Here is a 17,751-nt window from a genome sequence, read left to right on the forward strand (position 1 = left end):
GCTGGATTACTTCTTGGCGGCGGCTTTTTTGGCCGGAGCTTTCTTTTTCGCTGCTTTTTTCTTGGCGGCCGCCTTCTTCTTCGCGGGGGCTTTTTTCTTGGTCTGCTCTTCGACCCATTTGCCATCGCGGTAGAAGGCCATCCAGCCAGTGGCCTTGCCGTCAATTTCGCTCATCACATACTGCTCTTTGGCCTTGCGGCTGTAGCGCAGCACCCCTTTGTTGCCGTCAGGATCCTCAGCAGGGGCCTCGGCCAGATAAGCGTGTTTCGGGTCCAGCTGCTTGGCCACGCTCTGAATTTCTTCGATCAGCGGCGGGCGCGTTTCCCGGTTTTTCGGGAACTTGCTGGCGGCCAGGAACAGGCCGGAGGCTCCATCGCGCAGTAAGTAATGATCATCCACTTTCTGGCATTGCAAGTGCGGCATGGGAATCGGGTCAGCCCGCGGCGGAGCCGGTTCGCCACTCTTGAGCAGCTTGCGGGTGTTGCCGCACTCGTCATTGGTGCACTTGAAGAACTTGCCAAACCGGCCGGTGCGCAGCTGCATCTCATTAGCGCACTTCTCACATTCCAGTACCGGGCCATCGTAACCCTTGATACGGAATTCGCCCTTCTCGACCACATAACCATCACAATCCGGGTTGTTACCACAGATATGCAGCTTGCGCTTTTCGTCGATCAGGTAATTTTCCATGGCGGTGCCACACTTCTGGCACCGTTTTTTGCTGCGCAGTTCGTTGGTTTCCGCTTCGTCATCGTCATCCGCTTTTACCGCTTCGGCTTCTTCACCGGGCAGCAGATTCATGGTGGCGGTGCAGCGCTCTTTCGGCGGTAGCCCGTAGCCGGAACAGCCCAGGAACACGCCGGTGGAGCCGGTGCGAATCTGCATTGGGCGGCCACAGGTGGGACATTCAATATCCGTGTCGGTAGGCAGGTTGGCGCGCATCCCCCCCACTGCCTGCTTGCCAGTGCCTTCCCCCTGGGCGGCATCCAGCTTGCTGACGAAATCCTTGTAGAATTCGTTGAGCACGTCCTGCCAGTTTCGCTGCCCTTCAGCAACTTCATCCAGGGTTTCTTCCATGCTGGCGGTGAAGCCGTAATCCATCAGGTTGGGGAAATTTTCCACCAGACGGTCGGTAACGATGTCACCCATCTTTTCTGCATAGAAGCGCCGGTTGTCCTGACGCACGTAGCCGCGATCCTGGATCGTGGAAATGATCGCTGCGTAGGTAGACGGGCGGCCAATGCCGCGCTTTTCCAGTTCCTTGACCAGGCTCGCCTCGGTAAAACGGGCTGGCGGTTTGGTGAAGTGCTGGTTGGCATCCACATTGTCGATGGTCAGCACATCGCCTTCTTTCACATCCGGCAGCAAGGTATCTTCCTGCCCCTTACGTGACGCCGGTGGCTGAATGCGGGTCCAGCCATCAAACTTCATGATGCGCCCTTTCGCTTTCAGCTCGTAACCGTTGCCGGTGGCCGTCAGGGTGGAGCTCAGATATTCCGCCGGGGGCATCTGGCAGGCGATGAACTGTCGACGAATCAGCTCGTACAGGCGCTGGGCGTCGCGCTCCATATCTTTCAGGGAATCCGAGGTGCGCCGCACATCCGAAGGACGAATGGCTTCGTGTGCTTCCTGGGCCCCTTCCTTGCTGCTGTAGGACAGCGGCGCATCAGGCAGGTACTTGTCACCCAGTTTTTCACCAATCCACTCCCGGCAGGCCGCCACGGCGTCTGAACTCAGGTTGGTGGAATCGGTACGCATGTAGGTAATGTGGCCGGCTTCATAAAGCCGCTGCGCCATCATCATGGTCTTTTTCACCCCGAAGCCCAGGCGGGTGCTCGCGGCCTGCTGCAGGGTAGAGGTAATAAAAGGCGCAGACGGCTTGGAGCGGGTGGGCCGCTGCTCACGCTGGCTGATGGTCAGGGTGCCAGCGTTTTCCAGTGCCTGCTTGTGGGCGCCGGCGTCGTCACCGTTATTGGGCCGGAACGCCTGGCCGTTATGCTTGGCCACTTGCAGGCGCAGGGCTTCGCCGTCACCGCTGTGGGTGTCGCTGTACAGCTCCCAGAATTCTTCAGGGATAAAGGCGCGAATTTCACGCTCGCGCTCCACCACCAGCTCCACGGCCACCGATTGCACCCGGCCGGCGGACAGGCCACGGGCAATTTTTTCCCACAGCAGCGGGGAAATCATGAAACCCACTACCCGATCCAGAAAACGTCGGGCCTGCTGGGCTTCCACCCGGTGCAGGTCCAGCTTGCCGGGTTCTTCGAACGCCGCCTGAATCGCTTTCTTGGTAATTTCGTTGAATACCACCCGGTCGAACCGGTCATCGTCTCCGCCAATGACTTCCCGCAGGTGCCAGGCAATCGCCTCCCCTTCGCGGTCCAAATCCGTTGCCAGATAGATACGGTCGGCTTTCGCAGCCAGGCGCTTGAGTTCGTCGACCACCTTGTCCTTGCCGGGGAGCACCTCATAGTGAGCCGCCCAGCCTTTTTCCGGGTCGATCCCCATGCGGTTAACCAGCTGTTTCTTGGCCTTCTTCTTTTTATAGGCGTCCCGCTCTTCTTTGGGCAGGGAGCGGGTATACGCCGCCTCCTTGGCCCGCTCCTGAGGGGTGCTCTTTTTGGAGCCGCCACTGACCGGCAGATCCCGCACATGGCCGACACTGGACTTCACGATGAAGTCGTCGCCCAGGTAGCGGTTAATGGTCTTGGCCTTGGCAGGCGACTCCACAATTACTAGCGATTTTCCCATTCTCAGGTACTCAACATCCGGTCTAAGGCTCGTGATGGGCGCTATTTAGACAGCGCCGGTATAGGCGGGTCAAGCAGGAAGTGCCCCCGGTTTCCTTTTTTAGTAGTAGTACAGGCAGGCCTGCCAGGGCAACCCTCATCTGTGAAACAGCCCGCTGGCAACCCTGGCAAAGCGCGCTATACTGCAGGAAACCTCACGTTTTCAGGGAGAGAGCCGTGCCCAGTCCCTATCGTAAAATCCTGGTTGCCATTGATGGCAGCGACGAATCCGCACAGGTGCTGTCCCGCGCTGCGGGCGTACTGTCGGGCAATGACGGCGAGCTCCATCTGATCCATGTCATCGAACCGCTAGCTCTGGCTTACGGCGCGGATGTGCCCATGGATGTGACGGACTTGCAAAGCGGCCTGATGAAACAGGCCCGTGAAATGGCAGACAAATACGCAGGGCAATACAAGATTCCCGAGGCCAACGTTTACGTGGACATGGGATCCATCGAAAAGACCATTCTCGACAAGGCAGACAAGCTAGGGGCGGATTTGATCGTGGTGGGCAGCCATACTCGCAGCGGCCTGGCCCTGCTGCTGGGCTCAACCGCACGCGGGCTGGTGCCTGGCGCCCACTGCGACGTACTGGCCGTGAAAGTCGACCAGTAACAGAAAGCCCGGATGTCCCGCACCGGGGGGAGCGCCCCACACGGGAACTGACGCAAACGCGAATCAGGTAAGCTGCAGCGCCCCGGTACTGGCCTGGCTTTCTCCGTTCCAACGACACAACAATTCAGCCAGCCCCTGAGCCTGCACTTTCAGTGCAGCCAGCTCTTCCTGGCTGTTTTTCTCACCATGAAAAACCGGCAGCTTGCGCATGGAATGGACCAGCTCGTGGGTCGGCGCCTGCATCCGCTTTACTTCCAGGGTCCAGCGGATATGGTGAACAATCATATGGAAGAAGGCCAGACGAGTAGCCAACGAATAGGCACTGTCATCGTCGTTGAATTCATTGAAGTCCAGGCTTGCCAATACCGCCTCCCGAGCATTGTCCGCCACCTTTATGGTCGCGCTGCGGGGCGTTCCCAGAAGCATGGACAAGGTGCCAAATACTTCACCGGGTGAGACATAGTAAAGCGGAGCTTCCTCTGGGTTATCCGAGAGGACTTCAAGCTGCCCCCGGAGCAAAAAATACAGGGTGGAATCCACATCACCAGCACGGATGACACTTTCCCCGGAAGCGGCTACCCAAAGGCGGGTCGTCTTTTCAAGCTGCGCAAATTCGTCCTGATCATCACGGGCGATTTCATTAAAAAACGGCACACCGGCTAACAGCTGGCGCCGCCGTTGCTGGCCGAAATCATTATTATTGGCCTGCTCCATCTACTATCCCCACTGTTATGATGGAATTATTGTCATATGCTAGTGCCCGCGTCGCAGCAGGGCAACGACGGGGACGTAAAAGCAGTATAAAAACTTCGCCAACAACTGCTCAAATAGCACTGTTCATATAGTCAGCATCCATGCTAGCATCCTGAATGTAGCACCGCCTGTCAGCCAAGACTTACAAGCTCAGGCAAACAACCATATGAATGCCTACACGAATCGCGCAGCTAGCACCGAACAAGAGCGCCCCGGCAAGATTGACAAGCGCTCCACTCTGCGGGAAACAGGGAGAAGGTTATGAGCAGCAAACTTACCGACCGGCAACAACAGGTTCTCGATTGCATCCGTGAATGTCTCTCGGACAGCGGCATGGCCCCGACCCGCGCAGAGATCGCCGACATCATGGGGTTCCAGTCAAAGAATGCGGCGTCCGACCATCTCCGCGCCCTGGAGCGTAAGGGCTACATAAAACTGCACAGCGATCGTTCTCGCGGCATCCAGTTGCTGGATCATGCCTATTGGGGCGAAGAGGAACTGCCCATCGTCGGCAAAGTTGCCGCTGGCGTTCCCATTGAAGCCATTGAGAACGTTGAGCGCACGGTACCGGTCCCCCAGGGGCTGTTCAAGCAACGTCCTACCTATCTGTTGAAGGTTCAGGGCGACAGTATGGTGGATGCGGGTATCTTCGATGGGGACCTGATTGCGGTGCGCAAATCCAATGTGGCACGATCCGGGGAAATCGTTGTGGCTCGCATTGACGAAGAAGTCACGGTGAAGACCTTAAAGTTGAATAAATCCAGCGCCACCCTGTTGCCGGCCAACGAAGCTTATGAGCCCATCAAGGTGCCCGCTGATCAACTTATCATCGAAGGCATATTTGTGGGGCTGATTCGTGACCCGAATTCTTATTAAAGCCTGTATCCACACGGGTATAGGTATCTGCCTGATTGTATGGAGTGCGTTTGCCATGGCTGAAACCCATCTTCTTGCGCCCTGCCCCGATTCTCCGAACTGTGTGTCCAGCCTGGCCACACAGAGCGATAAGCGCGTAGCCCCTCTGCAGGCTGGCGCCGATCGGGGAAGCAGCCTGAAAAAGCTGGAAAGCCTGCTTGGCAGCCTGCCCCGCGTGGAATATGACGTGGTCGGCCAATCACGCATCCAGGCCCGCTTCACCAGCCGAATCTTGCGGTTTGTGGACGATGTGACTTTCTATGTTCGCGATAATGGCGTGGTGGAAGTGCGCTCGGCCTCGCGGGCGGGGTATTGGGATTTAGGTGCCAACCGTCGTCGGGTAGAATCTCTGCGCGAGCAGCTATCTGAACAGGACACCGATGACCGCACCTCACAGCAACACACCTTCGAAAACGCACAACACCGGGCCTGAGCAATGGGCCGATATCGGCGTTAACCTGACCGATCGGCAATTCAACGACGATCGCGACACGGTGATTGAACGGGCGGCCTCGGCCGGGGTTGCCTGGCAATTGATTACCGGCACCAGTATCGACGAGTCACGCGCCGCCATTGCCCTGGCCGGCGAATATCCCACCCTGTTCGCCACCGCTGGTCTGCACCCGCACAGCGCCCGCTTTTACTCGCCTGCCCTGGAAAAAGAACTGCGAGAATTGCTCGCCCATGAGCAGACGAAAGCTGCAGGTGAGATGGGGCTGGATTTCAATAGGGACTTCTCTCCCCGCCCGGACCAGGAACGCGCCTTCGAAGCGCAACTGACACTGGCGGCAGAGCTGAAGCTGCCTGTGTTCCTCCATGAGCGCGACGCCCACGAGCGTTTTCTACCCATCCTGAAAGCGTTTCGCGATGACTTGCCCGGCGCGGTCGTACATTGCTTCACCGGGTCACGTCAGGCGCTGTTTGACTATCTGGATCTGGATTGCCATATCGGCATTACCGGCTGGGTTTGCGACGAGCGCCGCGGCAAGCCACTGGCAGAACTGGTGCCCAATATTCCGGATCAGCGTCTGCTGCTGGAAACCGACGCCCCCTACCTGCTGCCCCGGGACCTGCCGGAAGCCCCCCCAAAAAAACGCCGTAACGAACCAGCGCTACTCCCCTGGATTGGCCAGCGGGTCGCACAGTTACGTGGTCAGCAGACACCGGACGTGGCCGCCATGACCTATCACAATGCGTTAGCGTTATTTCGCTAACCGGGACGCTGTTTCATCACGAAACCGCGGAGGCTGCGGGTCGGGTTTAGCCAAGGGCACAGAAAGCCTGGAAGGTATAACCCGGCAACCACAACTTCAGGAAAGGAACTGCTGCACGTCGAGCACGCCAAATGGCCAGGCCAGCTCTTTGCCCTCACGCACCAACACCGGAATCCGCTCACCATACTGTTCGATCAAGGCATCATCCTCGGCGATATCCACCGGGGTAAGCACCAGCCCCGGATTCACCATGGCCACCAGCTCCCTGGCCTGGTCACAAAGGTGACAACCCAGGGTGGTATAGAGCACAACCGTCATGCGTCCTCCACATGACGAATCGCGTAGCAGTAATGGATTTTTTCATTTCGCCGGAAATCCTCCGGAATACTCCAGCGAGAAATATCTTCCACGTCGAACCACTTACTGATGCTTTCATCCATCTGAAAACGGCGGTAATTACAGGAGAAATACAACACCCCACCCGGCTCCAGGCAACGCATGATTTTGCGAATCAAATCGCCATGATGCTCTTCCACCACGAAGTCACTGCGTGATTTGTTGTTGGAAAAAGTGGGCGGATCGCAGAACACCAGATCGAACTGCTCTTTGCACTCATCCAGCCAGCGCATGGCATCCATACGGGCCAGCTCGTGCTGATCGGTGGAGAAGCCGTTGGCCGCCAGGTTACAGGCCGTCCAGTCCAGATAGCGTTTCGACGAATCAACGGTCACCGTGCGTTTGGCGCCGCCGACGGCAGCGTGCACCGTGGCAGAACCGGTGTAGGCAAACAGATTCAGGAAGCGTTTCCCGCTGGCCTGCTCTGCAATGCGTAGTCGCGTGGGACGGTGATCCAGAAACAAACCGGTATCCAGGTAATCCTGCAGGTTAATCAGCAACTGCGCCTGACCTTCACGCACTACGCGGTAGTGCCCCTGGGTATCCAGCTTTTGGTATTGCTGGTTCCCCTTCTGTTTCTCGCGCGTACGCAGGTGCACTTGCTCACGGTGCACGCCAAGAGCCGCCCGCACCGCCGTTACCGCCCAGTCACGCCGCGCCTTGGCTTTTTCAGGGTCAATCGTTTTCGGTGCCTTGAATTCCTGCACCAGCACCTGGTCGCCATAGATATCCACCGCCACATTGAATTCCGGTAGATCGCGATCATAGAGGCGATAACACTGGATATCTTCCCGCTCCAGCCAGCGGCGCAGATGCTTGCCATTTTTACGCAAACGGTTGAGCAAAGGCTGCGCGCCTTCCGGCACATTAAAAGCGCCCTCATCAGCGACTTGCGCCACCGCAGGCGGCGTTTGCTTGCGCGGGGAATACAGGCGAATAAAGTTATTGAAAGGCCCGTTCTTCAAGCGCCATTGCTGTTCCAGGTTCATCCCGGAACGATCCATCACATCCACATCGGCGCCTAACAACAACGCTTGATAACCCGGCGCGCGTACCGCAAGAATCCGGCCGATGGAATAGTGTAGCCAGCCCGCCTGCTGTTTCTCGTCAAGACGCTCGCCCCAGGGAGGATTACCCACCACAATGCCGTTGGCGACAAAGTCGCGTGGCCGCAGCGCCCCCAGCTCCCGGCGCTCAAAATGAATCGCATTACGCACCCCGGCGCGCTCGGCATTCTGCAAGGCCAATGGCAGGGTTTTGCTATCGGCATCAAAGCCTTTCAATGACAACGCCGGCACTGGGCGATTCGCGCTCTCACCGGCTTCCTGCTGAGCATCCAGCCACAACTGGCGACGACAACCGCGCCAGTGCTGAAAACCATAGTGCTGGCGCTGGGCCCCTGCGGCCCGGCCTGCGGCCATTAGCGCCGCTTCGATCACCAAGGTGCCACTGCCACAGAACGGATCCAGCAAGGCCGGAGGGCGATCCTGCTTACCCCAACCAATGGCCCATAACATAGCCGCTGCCAGCGTTTCACGCAGCGGTGCGCGGCCCCCGGCGAGACGGTAGCCACGACGATGAAGTGGCTCGCCAGCCAGATCCAGCCACAAATGCGCTTCGTTCAAGTCCAGACGGGCACGGATACAGCAACTGCCCTTCGGTTCCCGCGAAATCGCAAACTGCTCTGGTAGAGCCTGGATAAAACGTTTGGCGCTGATCCGGTTATCACCCCGTACCTCTGCGCCGTGCTCAATGTGCACGTGTACCGGCGCATTGTTGCCCACCAAAGACAGCCAATCCTGGCTGGCAGCCAGCTTTTCCGGGGCAATATCAGGGGTGACCCCCAACGTGGCCAGATGCAACAGAACCCGCTCGGACAGGCGCGACCACAGGCACACCTTAAGGGCATCCGCAGAGCCCCCAGTGAAGCTCACGTGGGCGCGCCCGGTTTCTGTTACGGATATGCCCAATGAAGACAATTCATCACTGAGCAAATCTGCCAGGCCTGGCATGCAGGTGGCCACAAATTCCATTACCAAATCCTCTTAAGTGACTGATTCATGCCCCACCCGAAAAACTAACTGCTTGTTTTTCATGGCATTACACAAACGGTCATCAACCTGTCCTTTATACGTCATATGCTTAACCAGCACTGACCATATTGCTACATGGTATTCGACACCACCTTACCGCTTTCACATACTGAATGTGTCGGCCCCGCTACTTGGCTACATATTCAGCCGAGGGGCCATTTTTCGGTACCGCTATCTGTGAAAGGGAAAGCGTTTATGAAGCGACAAAAACGTAGTAAAGACGACCGCGCTTACAACCGGGGATACAACGCCGGCCTGGATGGAAAATCCCGCGAAGACTGCCCGTTTGGCACGCTCCAGGCACGCACCAACTGGATGGGGGGATGGCGCGAAGGTCGCACTGACTTTGCTCACGGAATGCTCGGCGTCGCCAGCATCCAGAATCTGAAAAATATCGGTTAATATCTTCCAGTTTCACAACGCCGACGCGTTCACGCGCCGACCCACAGGGCCCCACCCGGGCCCTTTTTAATATCCGTCTTTAATGTCCATCTCAATACGCAACCAGGATGAAAACCTTTTGACCACTGAGAACGCCCTCGCTGCACGAGGTTCGTCCCCTGGAAGGGAACGCCTACAGCGGCTTCGTATAAAGCGCTAGCAGGCGGCTGAAAACCCGTTGCGCCTTTAGCTCAAATGCCTTTCGGCCAGGCACGGGCAATATCACCGATCAGACCCGGCCCCTGGTAGATCAAGCCACTGTAAATCTGTACCAGGTCCGCACCCTGGCGCTGTTTTTCCAGCGCATCATCAGCACTATTGATGCCCCCCACGCCGATAATCGGGATACGACCATTAAGCGCATGGCGCATGGCAGCCAGCGCCCGGTTGGCAATGGGGGTTAACGGCGCACCACTGAGCCCACCCTGCTCCTCTCCATGCTTCAGGCCCTGCACGCCCTCGCGGGACAAGGTGGTATTGCCCACGCACACACCGTCGATTCCGTGCTGCACAAAGGCTTCTGCCATCCCCTGCAGCTCTTCTTCGCTGTTATCCGGGGCAATCTTGATCACCAGCGGCACCCGGCGACGGTGCTCCTGGTCCAGGCGCGTCTGGGCTTCGCGCAACGTACCCAGCAGCTCATCCAGAGCCGCACCGTGCTGCAGGGTGCGCAAACCCGGCGTATTGGGCGAGGACACATTGACCACCAGGTAGCTGGCATAGGCATGCACTTTCTGCTGGCAAATCAGGTAGTCCTGAACCGCATCTTCCACCGGGGTATCCTTGTTCTTGCCAATGTTGATCCCCAGCACTCCTTTATAGCGGCTACGTTTCACCGCCCCTACCAGGTATTCCACGCCAAGATTATTGAACCCCATCCGGTTGATCAGCGCCTGGGCCTGGGGAAGGCGGAACAGGCGCGGCTGAGGATTACCCAGTTGCGGACGTGGCGTGACAGTCCCCACTTCAATAAAGCCAAAACCCAGATCAGCCAGACCATCGATACAGTCACCGTTCTTGTCCAGCCCGGCAGCCAGGCCCACCGGGTTGGCAAACTCGATGCCCATGACTTCTTTCGGTGCCGCCGGCACCGCACCAGGCCACAGCTTGCCTGCTCGCTTGCGCAGCAATGCCAGCGTCAGCTCGTGAGAATGCTCTTCAGAGAGAGAGAACAGTAAAGGTCGTGCCAGGGAGTACAGCATGAAAGAGCCCGATCGGTGGTAATCGGCGGCATTATAGCCAACGGCTCCGGTGACTTCGATGTTTTGTGTCCGACAGTGAAGCGAACGGTGAACCCATTGGAAAACCGGTCCACGCGCTATCCCCTCCCAACATCCGCTACGCGGGGCATGTTGCCTGCAGCGTGAACCGTGTTGCAGCCGCAAAGCGGCACAAAAAAAGCCCGGCAGAGCCGGGCTTGAACATAACTAACGAAATCAGCGCGCCAGTTAACTGCGTAGTTTGGCGCGGGCCGGGTCCGGCTTGAGCAGGAAGCGAGCCAGAGCCGGCAGAAGCCACAGGGCACCGATCATGTTCCACAGGAACATAAAGGTCAGCAGGATGCCCATGTCCGCCTGGAACTTGATGGAACTGAAGACCCAGAAGACAACACCCACCGCCAGGGTAATCCCGGTGAACGCCACCGCTTTACCTGTAGTTTTCAGGGTCTGCTTGTAGGCATCTTCCAGTTCCATACCCTGCTTCAGGTATTCAGACAGCTTGCTGTAGATATAAATGCCGTAATCCACACCGATACCTACACCCAAAGCGATCACCGGCAGAGTCGCGACTTTTACGCCGATACCCAGGTGAGCCATCAGTGCCTGACAGAGAATGGAGGTAAGCCCCAGCGGTACAATGATACAAATCACCGCACGGAAAGAGCGGAAAGCGATCAGGATCAGTACCGACACCACCGCATAAACCAGAGCCAGCATCGGGTACTGGCTGGCGGCGATGGTTTGGTTGGTGGCCGCTTCCACGCCGGCGTTACCGGAGGCCAGCTTCAGCTCCATCACATCCTTGTTGTTACGAGCCTCGGCAAAGTCAGCCACTGCACCGGTAACACGCTCCAACGTTTCAGCCTTGTGATCGTCCAGGAACACATAAACCGGTGTCAGCGAGCAATCCAGGTTGTACAGGCTGTCCGGCATGAAACTCATGACGTTATTCAGCGCATACTGGTCCCGGGAAATGGTCGCCCACTTCATGGACCCTTCATTCATGTTGGTCGAGATCAGCTTCGTCGCAGACGCGATGGTCGTCACGTCTTGCACCCCTTCCACATTGCGCAGGTTCCACGCCAGGTCATCCACGATTTGCATGGCCGCATAGGTGTTACAGGATTCCACCGGGGTCTTGCCCATAACCACCAGTACGTCCGCACTCACTGAGTAATTGGATACCAGGAAGTTGACGTCATGGTTGTAGCGGTAGCGAGGTTTGGGCTCATAACCACGGGGGCAATCCATGTCTTCACACGGGTCCGGCCACAATTCGGGCGCCCCTTTGTCCAGATCACCAATTTTCAGGTCCTGGCTCAGATAAATACCGGCACCGTAACCCGCCACTGCCACAGCGATGGACAGCGCGGCCAGTGGGGTGCGAGTAAAGCGGGCAAACAATCCTGCCAACGGATGATCTTTTTTCTCCCCTGCCTGAATCTTGCGAACGGAAGCTCCGCTCACGCCCAGATAAGACAGTACCAGCGGCACCACCACCAGGTTGGAAATAATAATCACCGCCACACCAATACTGGCTGCCATGGCCAGCTCACGGATCACACCCACATCAATCATGTAGAGAGTGAGGAAGCCGATGGCATCCGACACCAGTGCCACCATGCCCGGCACACACAGCGCCTGGAAGGTAGAGCGTGCCGAATCCAGCGAGCTACGCCCTTCTGCGGCGTAGTTGGCCAGGGTGTTAACGATCTGAACACCGTGGGATACCGCAATGGCAAACACCAGGAACGGCACCAGCATGGAATAGGGATCGATGGTGAAGCCCAGGCTGCTGACAATGCCCAGCTGCCAGATAACGGCCACAAAGGAGCAGGCCGTCACGGTCAGTGCACTGCGCAGGCAGCGGGTATCGATTAACAGCAGAAGCGCGATCAGCCCCAGGGTGAAGAAGAAGAACATGGCCACTTCTTCCGCTGCCGCCATCACGTCACCAGCTTTTTTTGCCAGGCCGACAATGTGAATGCGAACGTTCGGGTATTTATCCTGATACTTGCCGCGGATCTCTTCCAGCCGGGCGGACAGAACCGGAATATCGACACCGTCATCGCCCAGCGCATCCAGCAAATAGGCGTGTACTACGCTGGACTGGAAGTTATCGGCGACCAGACGGCCCACCTGCCCGGAACGCAGCACGTTGGTGCGCAGTTGTTCCAGCGAATCTTGCGAGCCATCGTAGCCTGCAGGAATCACTTCCCCGCCCTGAAAGCCCTGTTCGGTCACTTCGTTCCAGCGTACATTGCTGGTCCACAGTGAACGGATTTTGCTCGGATCAACGCCTTCCAGCGCGAACACTTCGTCAGTGATTTCTTTCAACGCATTGACATAGTCTTCGTTGAAAATGTCATCGCCTTGAGTTTCCGCAACAATCACGCGGACATCATTACCCAAGCTCAAGTCATTTTGGTGTTCGAGGAAGTTCTGAATATAAGGATGATCCAGCGGAACCATCTTGCGGATATCGGTGTTCAGTTGGATCTTGCTAGCCTGGAACCCCAACAGCACGGTGGCTGCGATAAAGGCCAGCAGAATCAGGGGCCGAACAGCAAACAGCCCACTGGCAATACTTTTGGAAATACGACCTGACATTGCTGAGCCCCTTATTTAACGTCTTCAATCACGCGCAATCCACCCTGCCCGGCGACAAGAATGCCACCTGCATCACGGGGAAGAACTGCGGAGATAGAATCGCGATCCGGCAAGAACCGCAGGGAGAAAGATTGACCGCCATCATGGCTGGTAAGGATGCCACCGGCGTTAGTGACCAGTACCACGGTGCCATCCGCCAGTACCGTGCCATCGTTAACACCACGGCTCAGCTTTGAGGGGATTTTCACCCAACTGCGACCCCGATTGGCCGTCAACCACACATTGCCCTGCAGGCCGTAAGTGAGCGCTTTATAATCAGAGATCGCCGTCACCCCGAACAGGGTGCCGCTGTAAGGGCTTTGCAGTTTTTCCCAGCTCATGCCTTTATCAGCTGAGTGGAACATCACGCCTTTTTCGCCCACCACGTAACGATCGTTTCCACCTTTGGCAGCGGCATAGTCATACAAATGCCAGCCATCACGGTTATCCAGACGATCCAGAGCTTTATTCCAGGTTTCACCACCATCGGTGGTTTGCAGGAAGTAGCCATATCCTCCCACAGCAACGGCACGATCACGGCTATCACAGAACACATCCAGCAACGGTGCACCGGAGGTATCTACCGGTGCCATGGCAGCACTATCGCCATAGAGATCGTCGCCTTCATCACCGTAGGCATCATCACCATAGGGGTCGCCATAGAGATCATCCATGGCGTAGTCATCCAGCTCCTCCTCAACCGGCGCCGCATCCTCCTCGCCGCTACCCAAGGGGTCACTGTACTGCACGGTCCAGGTTTCACCGCCATCATCACTGCCCAGTACCACCGCATCGTGGCCAACGGCCCAGCCATGGCGGGCATCAGCAAAACACACCGAGGTGAGCAGTACTTCAGATGGCGTTACCGCCTGCTTCCAGTGATCGCCTTGATCATCGGAATAGAGAATTTTACCCCGGTCACCCACAGCAACGACCCGGCTATCCGCATAAGCGATATCCAGATAATTGTTAGCCGTGACCAGTGGAGCATCATTCGTAACGAAATCTGCCTGCAGGGGCGCAGACAGCATGGCCGACAGAGCCATTAACACTGTTTTTTTCATTGTCCCTTACTCTTCCCGAGGGCCCCGTTCCAGGGCCGAGCACAAAACGACCGGGGGCCATGGGTGGCGTCCCGGTCGTTTTGCCTTGCCGGCTTCATTGAGCCGGCATTTTTTATAATTAACGACCGCGGCGACGTAGCGCTGCCGGGTGGAAATAACGATCGCCCGGTACCGGCTGGCTGTAATCCAGGATGGAAGACTCTTCGTTATCCAGGAACTGCACGTGGTAACGCTGAGCACGCAGGTCGTGGAAGGTATCCAGAGCCGTCCACTGGGTCGGCACTTCGTAGTAGTTCTTGATGTAAGCCAAGCTCACGCGCCACAGCTCGCCACGACGGTCGTACTGGTCGATGGCGGCAATCTGCCAGGAATCCGCATCAATATAGAAACGACGCTTCTGGTAGATGTGTCGCTCACCTTCTTTCAGGTTTGCTTCCACCACCCAGACGCGATGCAGTTCCCAACGCTGGTAATCCGCATTGACGTGCCCTGGCTGCAGCAAGGTCTCGTACTTCACATCCGGGCTATCCAGCTTGTAGTTGTTGTACGGGATGAACATTTCCACTGGTTTCTCGCTAACCAGCTTCCAGTTGTACTTGTCCGGCGCACCGTTATACATATCGGTGTCGTCTGCCGTACGCAGGCCATCGGCCGCCGCAATCGGCGTGTCGTAAGCCAGGTTGGGTGCACGACGCACGCGACGCTGGCCGGCATTGTAGCCCCAAGCTTGGCGCGGCATTTTTTGTTGGTCCAGCATTTCGTGTACCAGTACCGCACCGCCAGCCAGACGTGCCGGCGCTTTGGTGAAGGACAGGTAGTAGAAAATGATGTTATCCAGGGAGTCAAAGTTGTACTTCGGATCGTAATAACGGAAATACACTTCCTGCTGTGAGGTAATCAGCGAGTAGGCACCGCTACGCTGAACGGCCACTTCTGACGCACGACGCACCACGTACAGACCACGCCAGCGCAGAATGTGATTCCAGATTGCCTGCTTGGCTTTCTGCTCGTTAGTACCGCTCAGAATCGGGAATGGAATGCCGCCGAATGCATTGTCCACGCCGGTTTCACCCAGCTTGGCCTTGGTGGCGTTGCTTTTGGTGTTGTCGTACACCCATTGCGGCGCAGACGTAGAGCGGTGGCTCGGGTACACATTCAGCTTGAAGGTATCCGGGTAGGTTTTCAGCATGGCCTGCACACCGTCCGGCACCTTGTCCGCATACTGGGACACGTTCTGGGCGTTGATGGTGAAGGCGATTTTGTCAGACTTGTACGGGTCCGGGTGATGCTGGCCCGGACGAGTGTACTCCTTGGGGATATCCTTGCGCTGGATGCCGCCGGTGTAATCCGGGATACCCAGACCTGTAGAGGTAGCTTTGCCGTTGCCCTTGATCTGTGCACCGAAAGGCGTCAGGGATGTACCCAGTTTCGCCGCTTCCTGGCTGGAAACACCAGCGTGCACATTGGCCGCTACGCTCAGAGACAGTGCCAGTGCACCACCCATTGCGGTCAATTTCTTCAACATGATTGCTCTCCGTTAAAAACAGGCCGGCACGCCGGCCTGGAACAAATTAGAAAGAGTACTTAACAGAAACCGAAGCGTTGTTCCGGTCGGCCAGTTTGTTGGAATATTTGGCGCCCCAGAAGGTGGTACCAGACATGGCCACTTCCAGGTTGTTCAAGTACAGGAAACTCACACCCAGGGTGGCTGCTTTACGGTCTTCCATAAAGTTGCCGCCAATCGGAGAGTTACCTTCGACATCATGGGCAAAACGGATACTGGGGCTCATCGAAATACCGGCCATGACATTGCTGTAATCTGCTTTCAAGACTGCACGGTAGCCCCAAGAGGTGGGGTCCAGACCATAATCATCAGTTTCATTCTTATCCGCAACACCATCACCATTGCCGTTCAAAATATCAGCTTCGCTACCCAGAATTGCAGCGGTAGAGTTGTAGTACTCACCAGATGTTTCAAGCCCTTCTACATGCTCAATGCCCAATTCCAACAAGGCAATCAAACCATCGGAGCCGAAAGTGGGACCAAAGTTGAAGATGCTAACCAAAGAACCGTTATAGCTTTCCACTTCGTCATAAAAATAGTACAGCTGTCCTTCGTCGACGAGTGTAGAGCCTTTAAGGCAGCTACCCCCTATCTCCGCACGCACACAATGGTTTGTCAGAGAATCAATTGTGGGTGCGGAATTTGCAGCAGCCCCTGCCAGGGCAGAAATCAGGTTATCCCCCACTTCGTTGATAATGGCTCTTTTCGGGCGGTAAGCCAGCTCGCCCGCCAGCGACATATTGCCAATGCTAGTGTTGAAGCTGGCACCAAACATGTCCTGATCTTCAACATAGGCCATTTGGTATTCAGTGGTATCAATAGTATTAGCAATCCCTACCGGATTGCCTGCCCCACCAGTATTAATGTTATTTAGCCGAGCGCCTACGATCGGCGTTTTTGCATGGGTTCGGGTGTAATACAGAGCAAACTCAGTCCCGTTGAGGCCTTCAGCAAAATACCGGTAGGCCAGACCGAATTGGCCACTATCGGAAGCTTCTTTATCACGAATGCGATCTACCGTTACCTGGGTCGCTTCATATTGATAGTCGCCGAATTGAGAGGTATAAGCAGCGAAAGCAGTCTCAAGACCAGGAGCACCAGCACTCAGAGCCACAACACGACCATCGATGATCACATTATCGGCACCCTTGCCCGGGAAGGCATCATGGGTGGAGAAGTAAGTACCCGTTGGCGCATCTTCCGAGTTCTTCCAGTCCAGCTGGTAGAACGCCTCAAGGGTGGAATTGAAAGTCAAGCCATAGGAGAAGTACAAGCTATTGAGGGGAAGCAAGGCCTCTTTGATTTCAGAACCCGGCAGACGCAAGGCATTCAGATCAAAATAGTTGGCAGTGTTAACACCATTCTGCATGAACAGCGCCTCACCCCAGTTAATCACCTGCTGACCAAGACGTACGTTCAGGGGGCGATCGAACATATCGAAGTTACCCCACACATACGCATCCAGCAGACGCGCACGCTGGCCCGCATAGCGCTCGGCGTCACGGGTAAAATCATCACCCGTGCCATTGTTCGCATAATCCGAATAGGTGGCGTAACGGCTAAAACCATTGCCTGGGAAATACGGAGCAGACGCATTCAGAACACCACCGTCATGATTGCCACCCATGATCACCTGATCATAGAACGCCGTACCACGCAGGAACATGCCGTACTTGCCCTGCCAGCTCAGATCCAGCTCCGGGGTGATTTTATACACCAGAGAGGCCAGGCCCGTATCGTAGTTATTATTGGCATCGTTCTTGTTGATCTGAGAACCGTAACCGGCCTTGGTCATGTCCACCACATCACCGGTGGCTGCCAACATGGAGTCTTGCCCTTCGGTCCGGAACAAGGCACCTACAGACAAGGTCGTATCCAGTCGCCCGGACCAGTCCGGGTTTTCAAAATCCAGTTGAACCGCTGAAGCAGGAAGGGACAGCCCGGTAAGGGCAGTGATGCTGGCGACAGCCATCGCCAGCCTGGTTTTACGCAGGTGATTATTATTCATGTAGCTCTCCGAATTGCCATGCGCATGGCT

The 17,751-nt window shown here is 56.5% G+C and carries 14 protein-coding genes; 5 read left to right on the plus strand and 9 right to left on the minus strand.

Going from position 1 to position 17,751, the window contains the following annotated elements; genetic code table 11:
* Positions 1-6: 6 nt before the first annotated feature.
* Positions 7-2,751 carry a type I DNA topoisomerase gene (topA, locus tag COA55_RS01955; RefSeq protein WP_290500370.1) on the minus strand — a complete coding sequence of 915 codons (2,745 nt, stop codon included), beginning with the start codon at positions 2,749-2,751 and terminating at the stop codon, positions 7-9.
* A gap of 215 nt (positions 2,752-2,966) precedes the next feature.
* On the opposite strand from topA, the gene COA55_RS01960 reads away from it, so the two are divergent.
* On the plus strand, positions 2,967-3,404 hold the full coding sequence (locus COA55_RS01960) for a universal stress protein (protein WP_290500372.1): 438 nt from the start codon (positions 2,967-2,969) through the stop codon (positions 3,402-3,404).
* 63 nt (positions 3,405-3,467) lie between these two features.
* Here COA55_RS01960 and COA55_RS01965 read toward each other — a convergent pair whose 3' ends face one another.
* On the minus strand, positions 3,468-4,118 hold the full coding sequence (locus COA55_RS01965; protein WP_063521693.1) for a cyclic nucleotide-binding domain-containing protein: 651 nt from the start codon (positions 4,116-4,118) through the stop codon (positions 3,468-3,470).
* Positions 4,119-4,418: 300 nt separating this feature from the next.
* On the opposite strand from COA55_RS01965, the gene lexA reads away from it, so the two are divergent.
* Genes lexA through COA55_RS01980 form a run of 3 tightly spaced genes read left to right on the plus strand, consistent with a single transcriptional unit; the run spans position 4,419 to position 6,286 of the window.
* The gene (lexA, locus tag COA55_RS01970; RefSeq protein WP_063520830.1) at positions 4,419-5,033 is read left to right on the plus strand and encodes a transcriptional repressor LexA; all 615 of its coding nucleotides are present in this window, start codon (positions 4,419-4,421) and stop codon (positions 5,031-5,033) included.
* Positions 5,034-5,088: 55 nt separating this feature from the next.
* Entirely contained in the window at positions 5,089-5,505 is a 417-nt protein-coding gene (locus tag COA55_RS01975; protein WP_290500375.1) for a DUF1499 domain-containing protein, read from the plus strand.
* The gene (locus COA55_RS01980; protein ID WP_290500377.1) at positions 5,453-6,286 is read left to right on the plus strand and encodes a TatD family hydrolase; all 834 of its coding nucleotides are present in this window, start codon (positions 5,453-5,455) and stop codon (positions 6,284-6,286) included. Before COA55_RS01975 ends, COA55_RS01980 begins: the two co-directional genes overlap by 53 nt.
* A 96-nt stretch (positions 6,287-6,382) precedes the next feature.
* Here COA55_RS01980 and COA55_RS01985 read toward each other — a convergent pair whose 3' ends face one another.
* Together COA55_RS01985 and rlmKL are read right to left on the minus strand one after the other, a co-directional pair.
* Positions 6,383-6,604 carry a glutaredoxin family protein gene (locus COA55_RS01985; protein ID WP_063520833.1) on the minus strand — a complete coding sequence of 74 codons (222 nt, stop codon included), beginning with the start codon at positions 6,602-6,604 and terminating at the stop codon, positions 6,383-6,385.
* Positions 6,601-8,715 (minus strand): bifunctional 23S rRNA (guanine(2069)-N(7))-methyltransferase RlmK/23S rRNA (guanine(2445)-N(2))-methyltransferase RlmL, encoded by a 2,115-nt coding sequence (gene rlmKL, locus COA55_RS01990; protein ID WP_290500379.1) that lies wholly within the window; start codon positions 8,713-8,715, stop codon positions 6,601-6,603. Before rlmKL ends, COA55_RS01985 begins: the two co-directional genes overlap by 4 nt.
* 255 nt (positions 8,716-8,970) lie before the next feature.
* Here rlmKL and rmf point away from each other — a divergent pair, with 255 nt between their 5' ends.
* Complete coding sequence (gene rmf, locus COA55_RS01995; RefSeq protein ID WP_007149522.1) at positions 8,971-9,177, plus strand: ribosome modulation factor; 207 nt, start codon at positions 8,971-8,973, stop codon at positions 9,175-9,177.
* Positions 9,178-9,407: 230 nt separating this feature from the next.
* Here the strand turns inward: rmf and COA55_RS02000 are convergent, their stop codons facing one another.
* The 5 genes from COA55_RS02000 to COA55_RS02020 all read right to left on the minus strand — a co-directional run bounded on the left by COA55_RS02000 (position 9,408) and on the right by COA55_RS02020 (position 17,721).
* Positions 9,408-10,418: a quinone-dependent dihydroorotate dehydrogenase gene (locus COA55_RS02000; RefSeq protein ID WP_063521044.1), complete on the minus strand. Its 1,011-nt coding sequence runs from the start codon at positions 10,416-10,418 to the stop codon at positions 9,408-9,410.
* Between the two features lie 246 nt (positions 10,419-10,664).
* Entirely contained in the window at positions 10,665-13,046 is a 2,382-nt protein-coding gene (locus COA55_RS02005) for an MMPL family transporter (protein ID WP_290500380.1), read from the minus strand.
* 11 nt (positions 13,047-13,057) lie between these two features.
* Positions 13,058-14,149, minus strand: a complete 1,092-nt coding sequence (locus COA55_RS02010; protein ID WP_290500381.1) for a YCF48-related protein — start codon at positions 14,147-14,149, stop codon at positions 13,058-13,060.
* A 118-nt stretch (positions 14,150-14,267) separates the two neighbouring features.
* Positions 14,268-15,674, minus strand: coding sequence for a DUF1329 domain-containing protein (locus tag COA55_RS02015; protein ID WP_290500382.1), 1,407 nt, complete (start codon positions 15,672-15,674; stop codon positions 14,268-14,270).
* Positions 15,675-15,720: 46 nt separating this feature from the next.
* Entirely contained in the window at positions 15,721-17,721 is a 2,001-nt protein-coding gene (locus COA55_RS02020; protein ID WP_290500383.1) for a DUF1302 domain-containing protein, read from the minus strand.
* Positions 17,722-17,751: the final 30 nt, after the last annotated feature.

Origin of the sequence: Alcanivorax sp. (assembly GCF_002733835.1) — a bacterium.
Taxonomy (GTDB): domain Bacteria; phylum Pseudomonadota; class Gammaproteobacteria; order Pseudomonadales; family Alcanivoracaceae; genus Alcanivorax.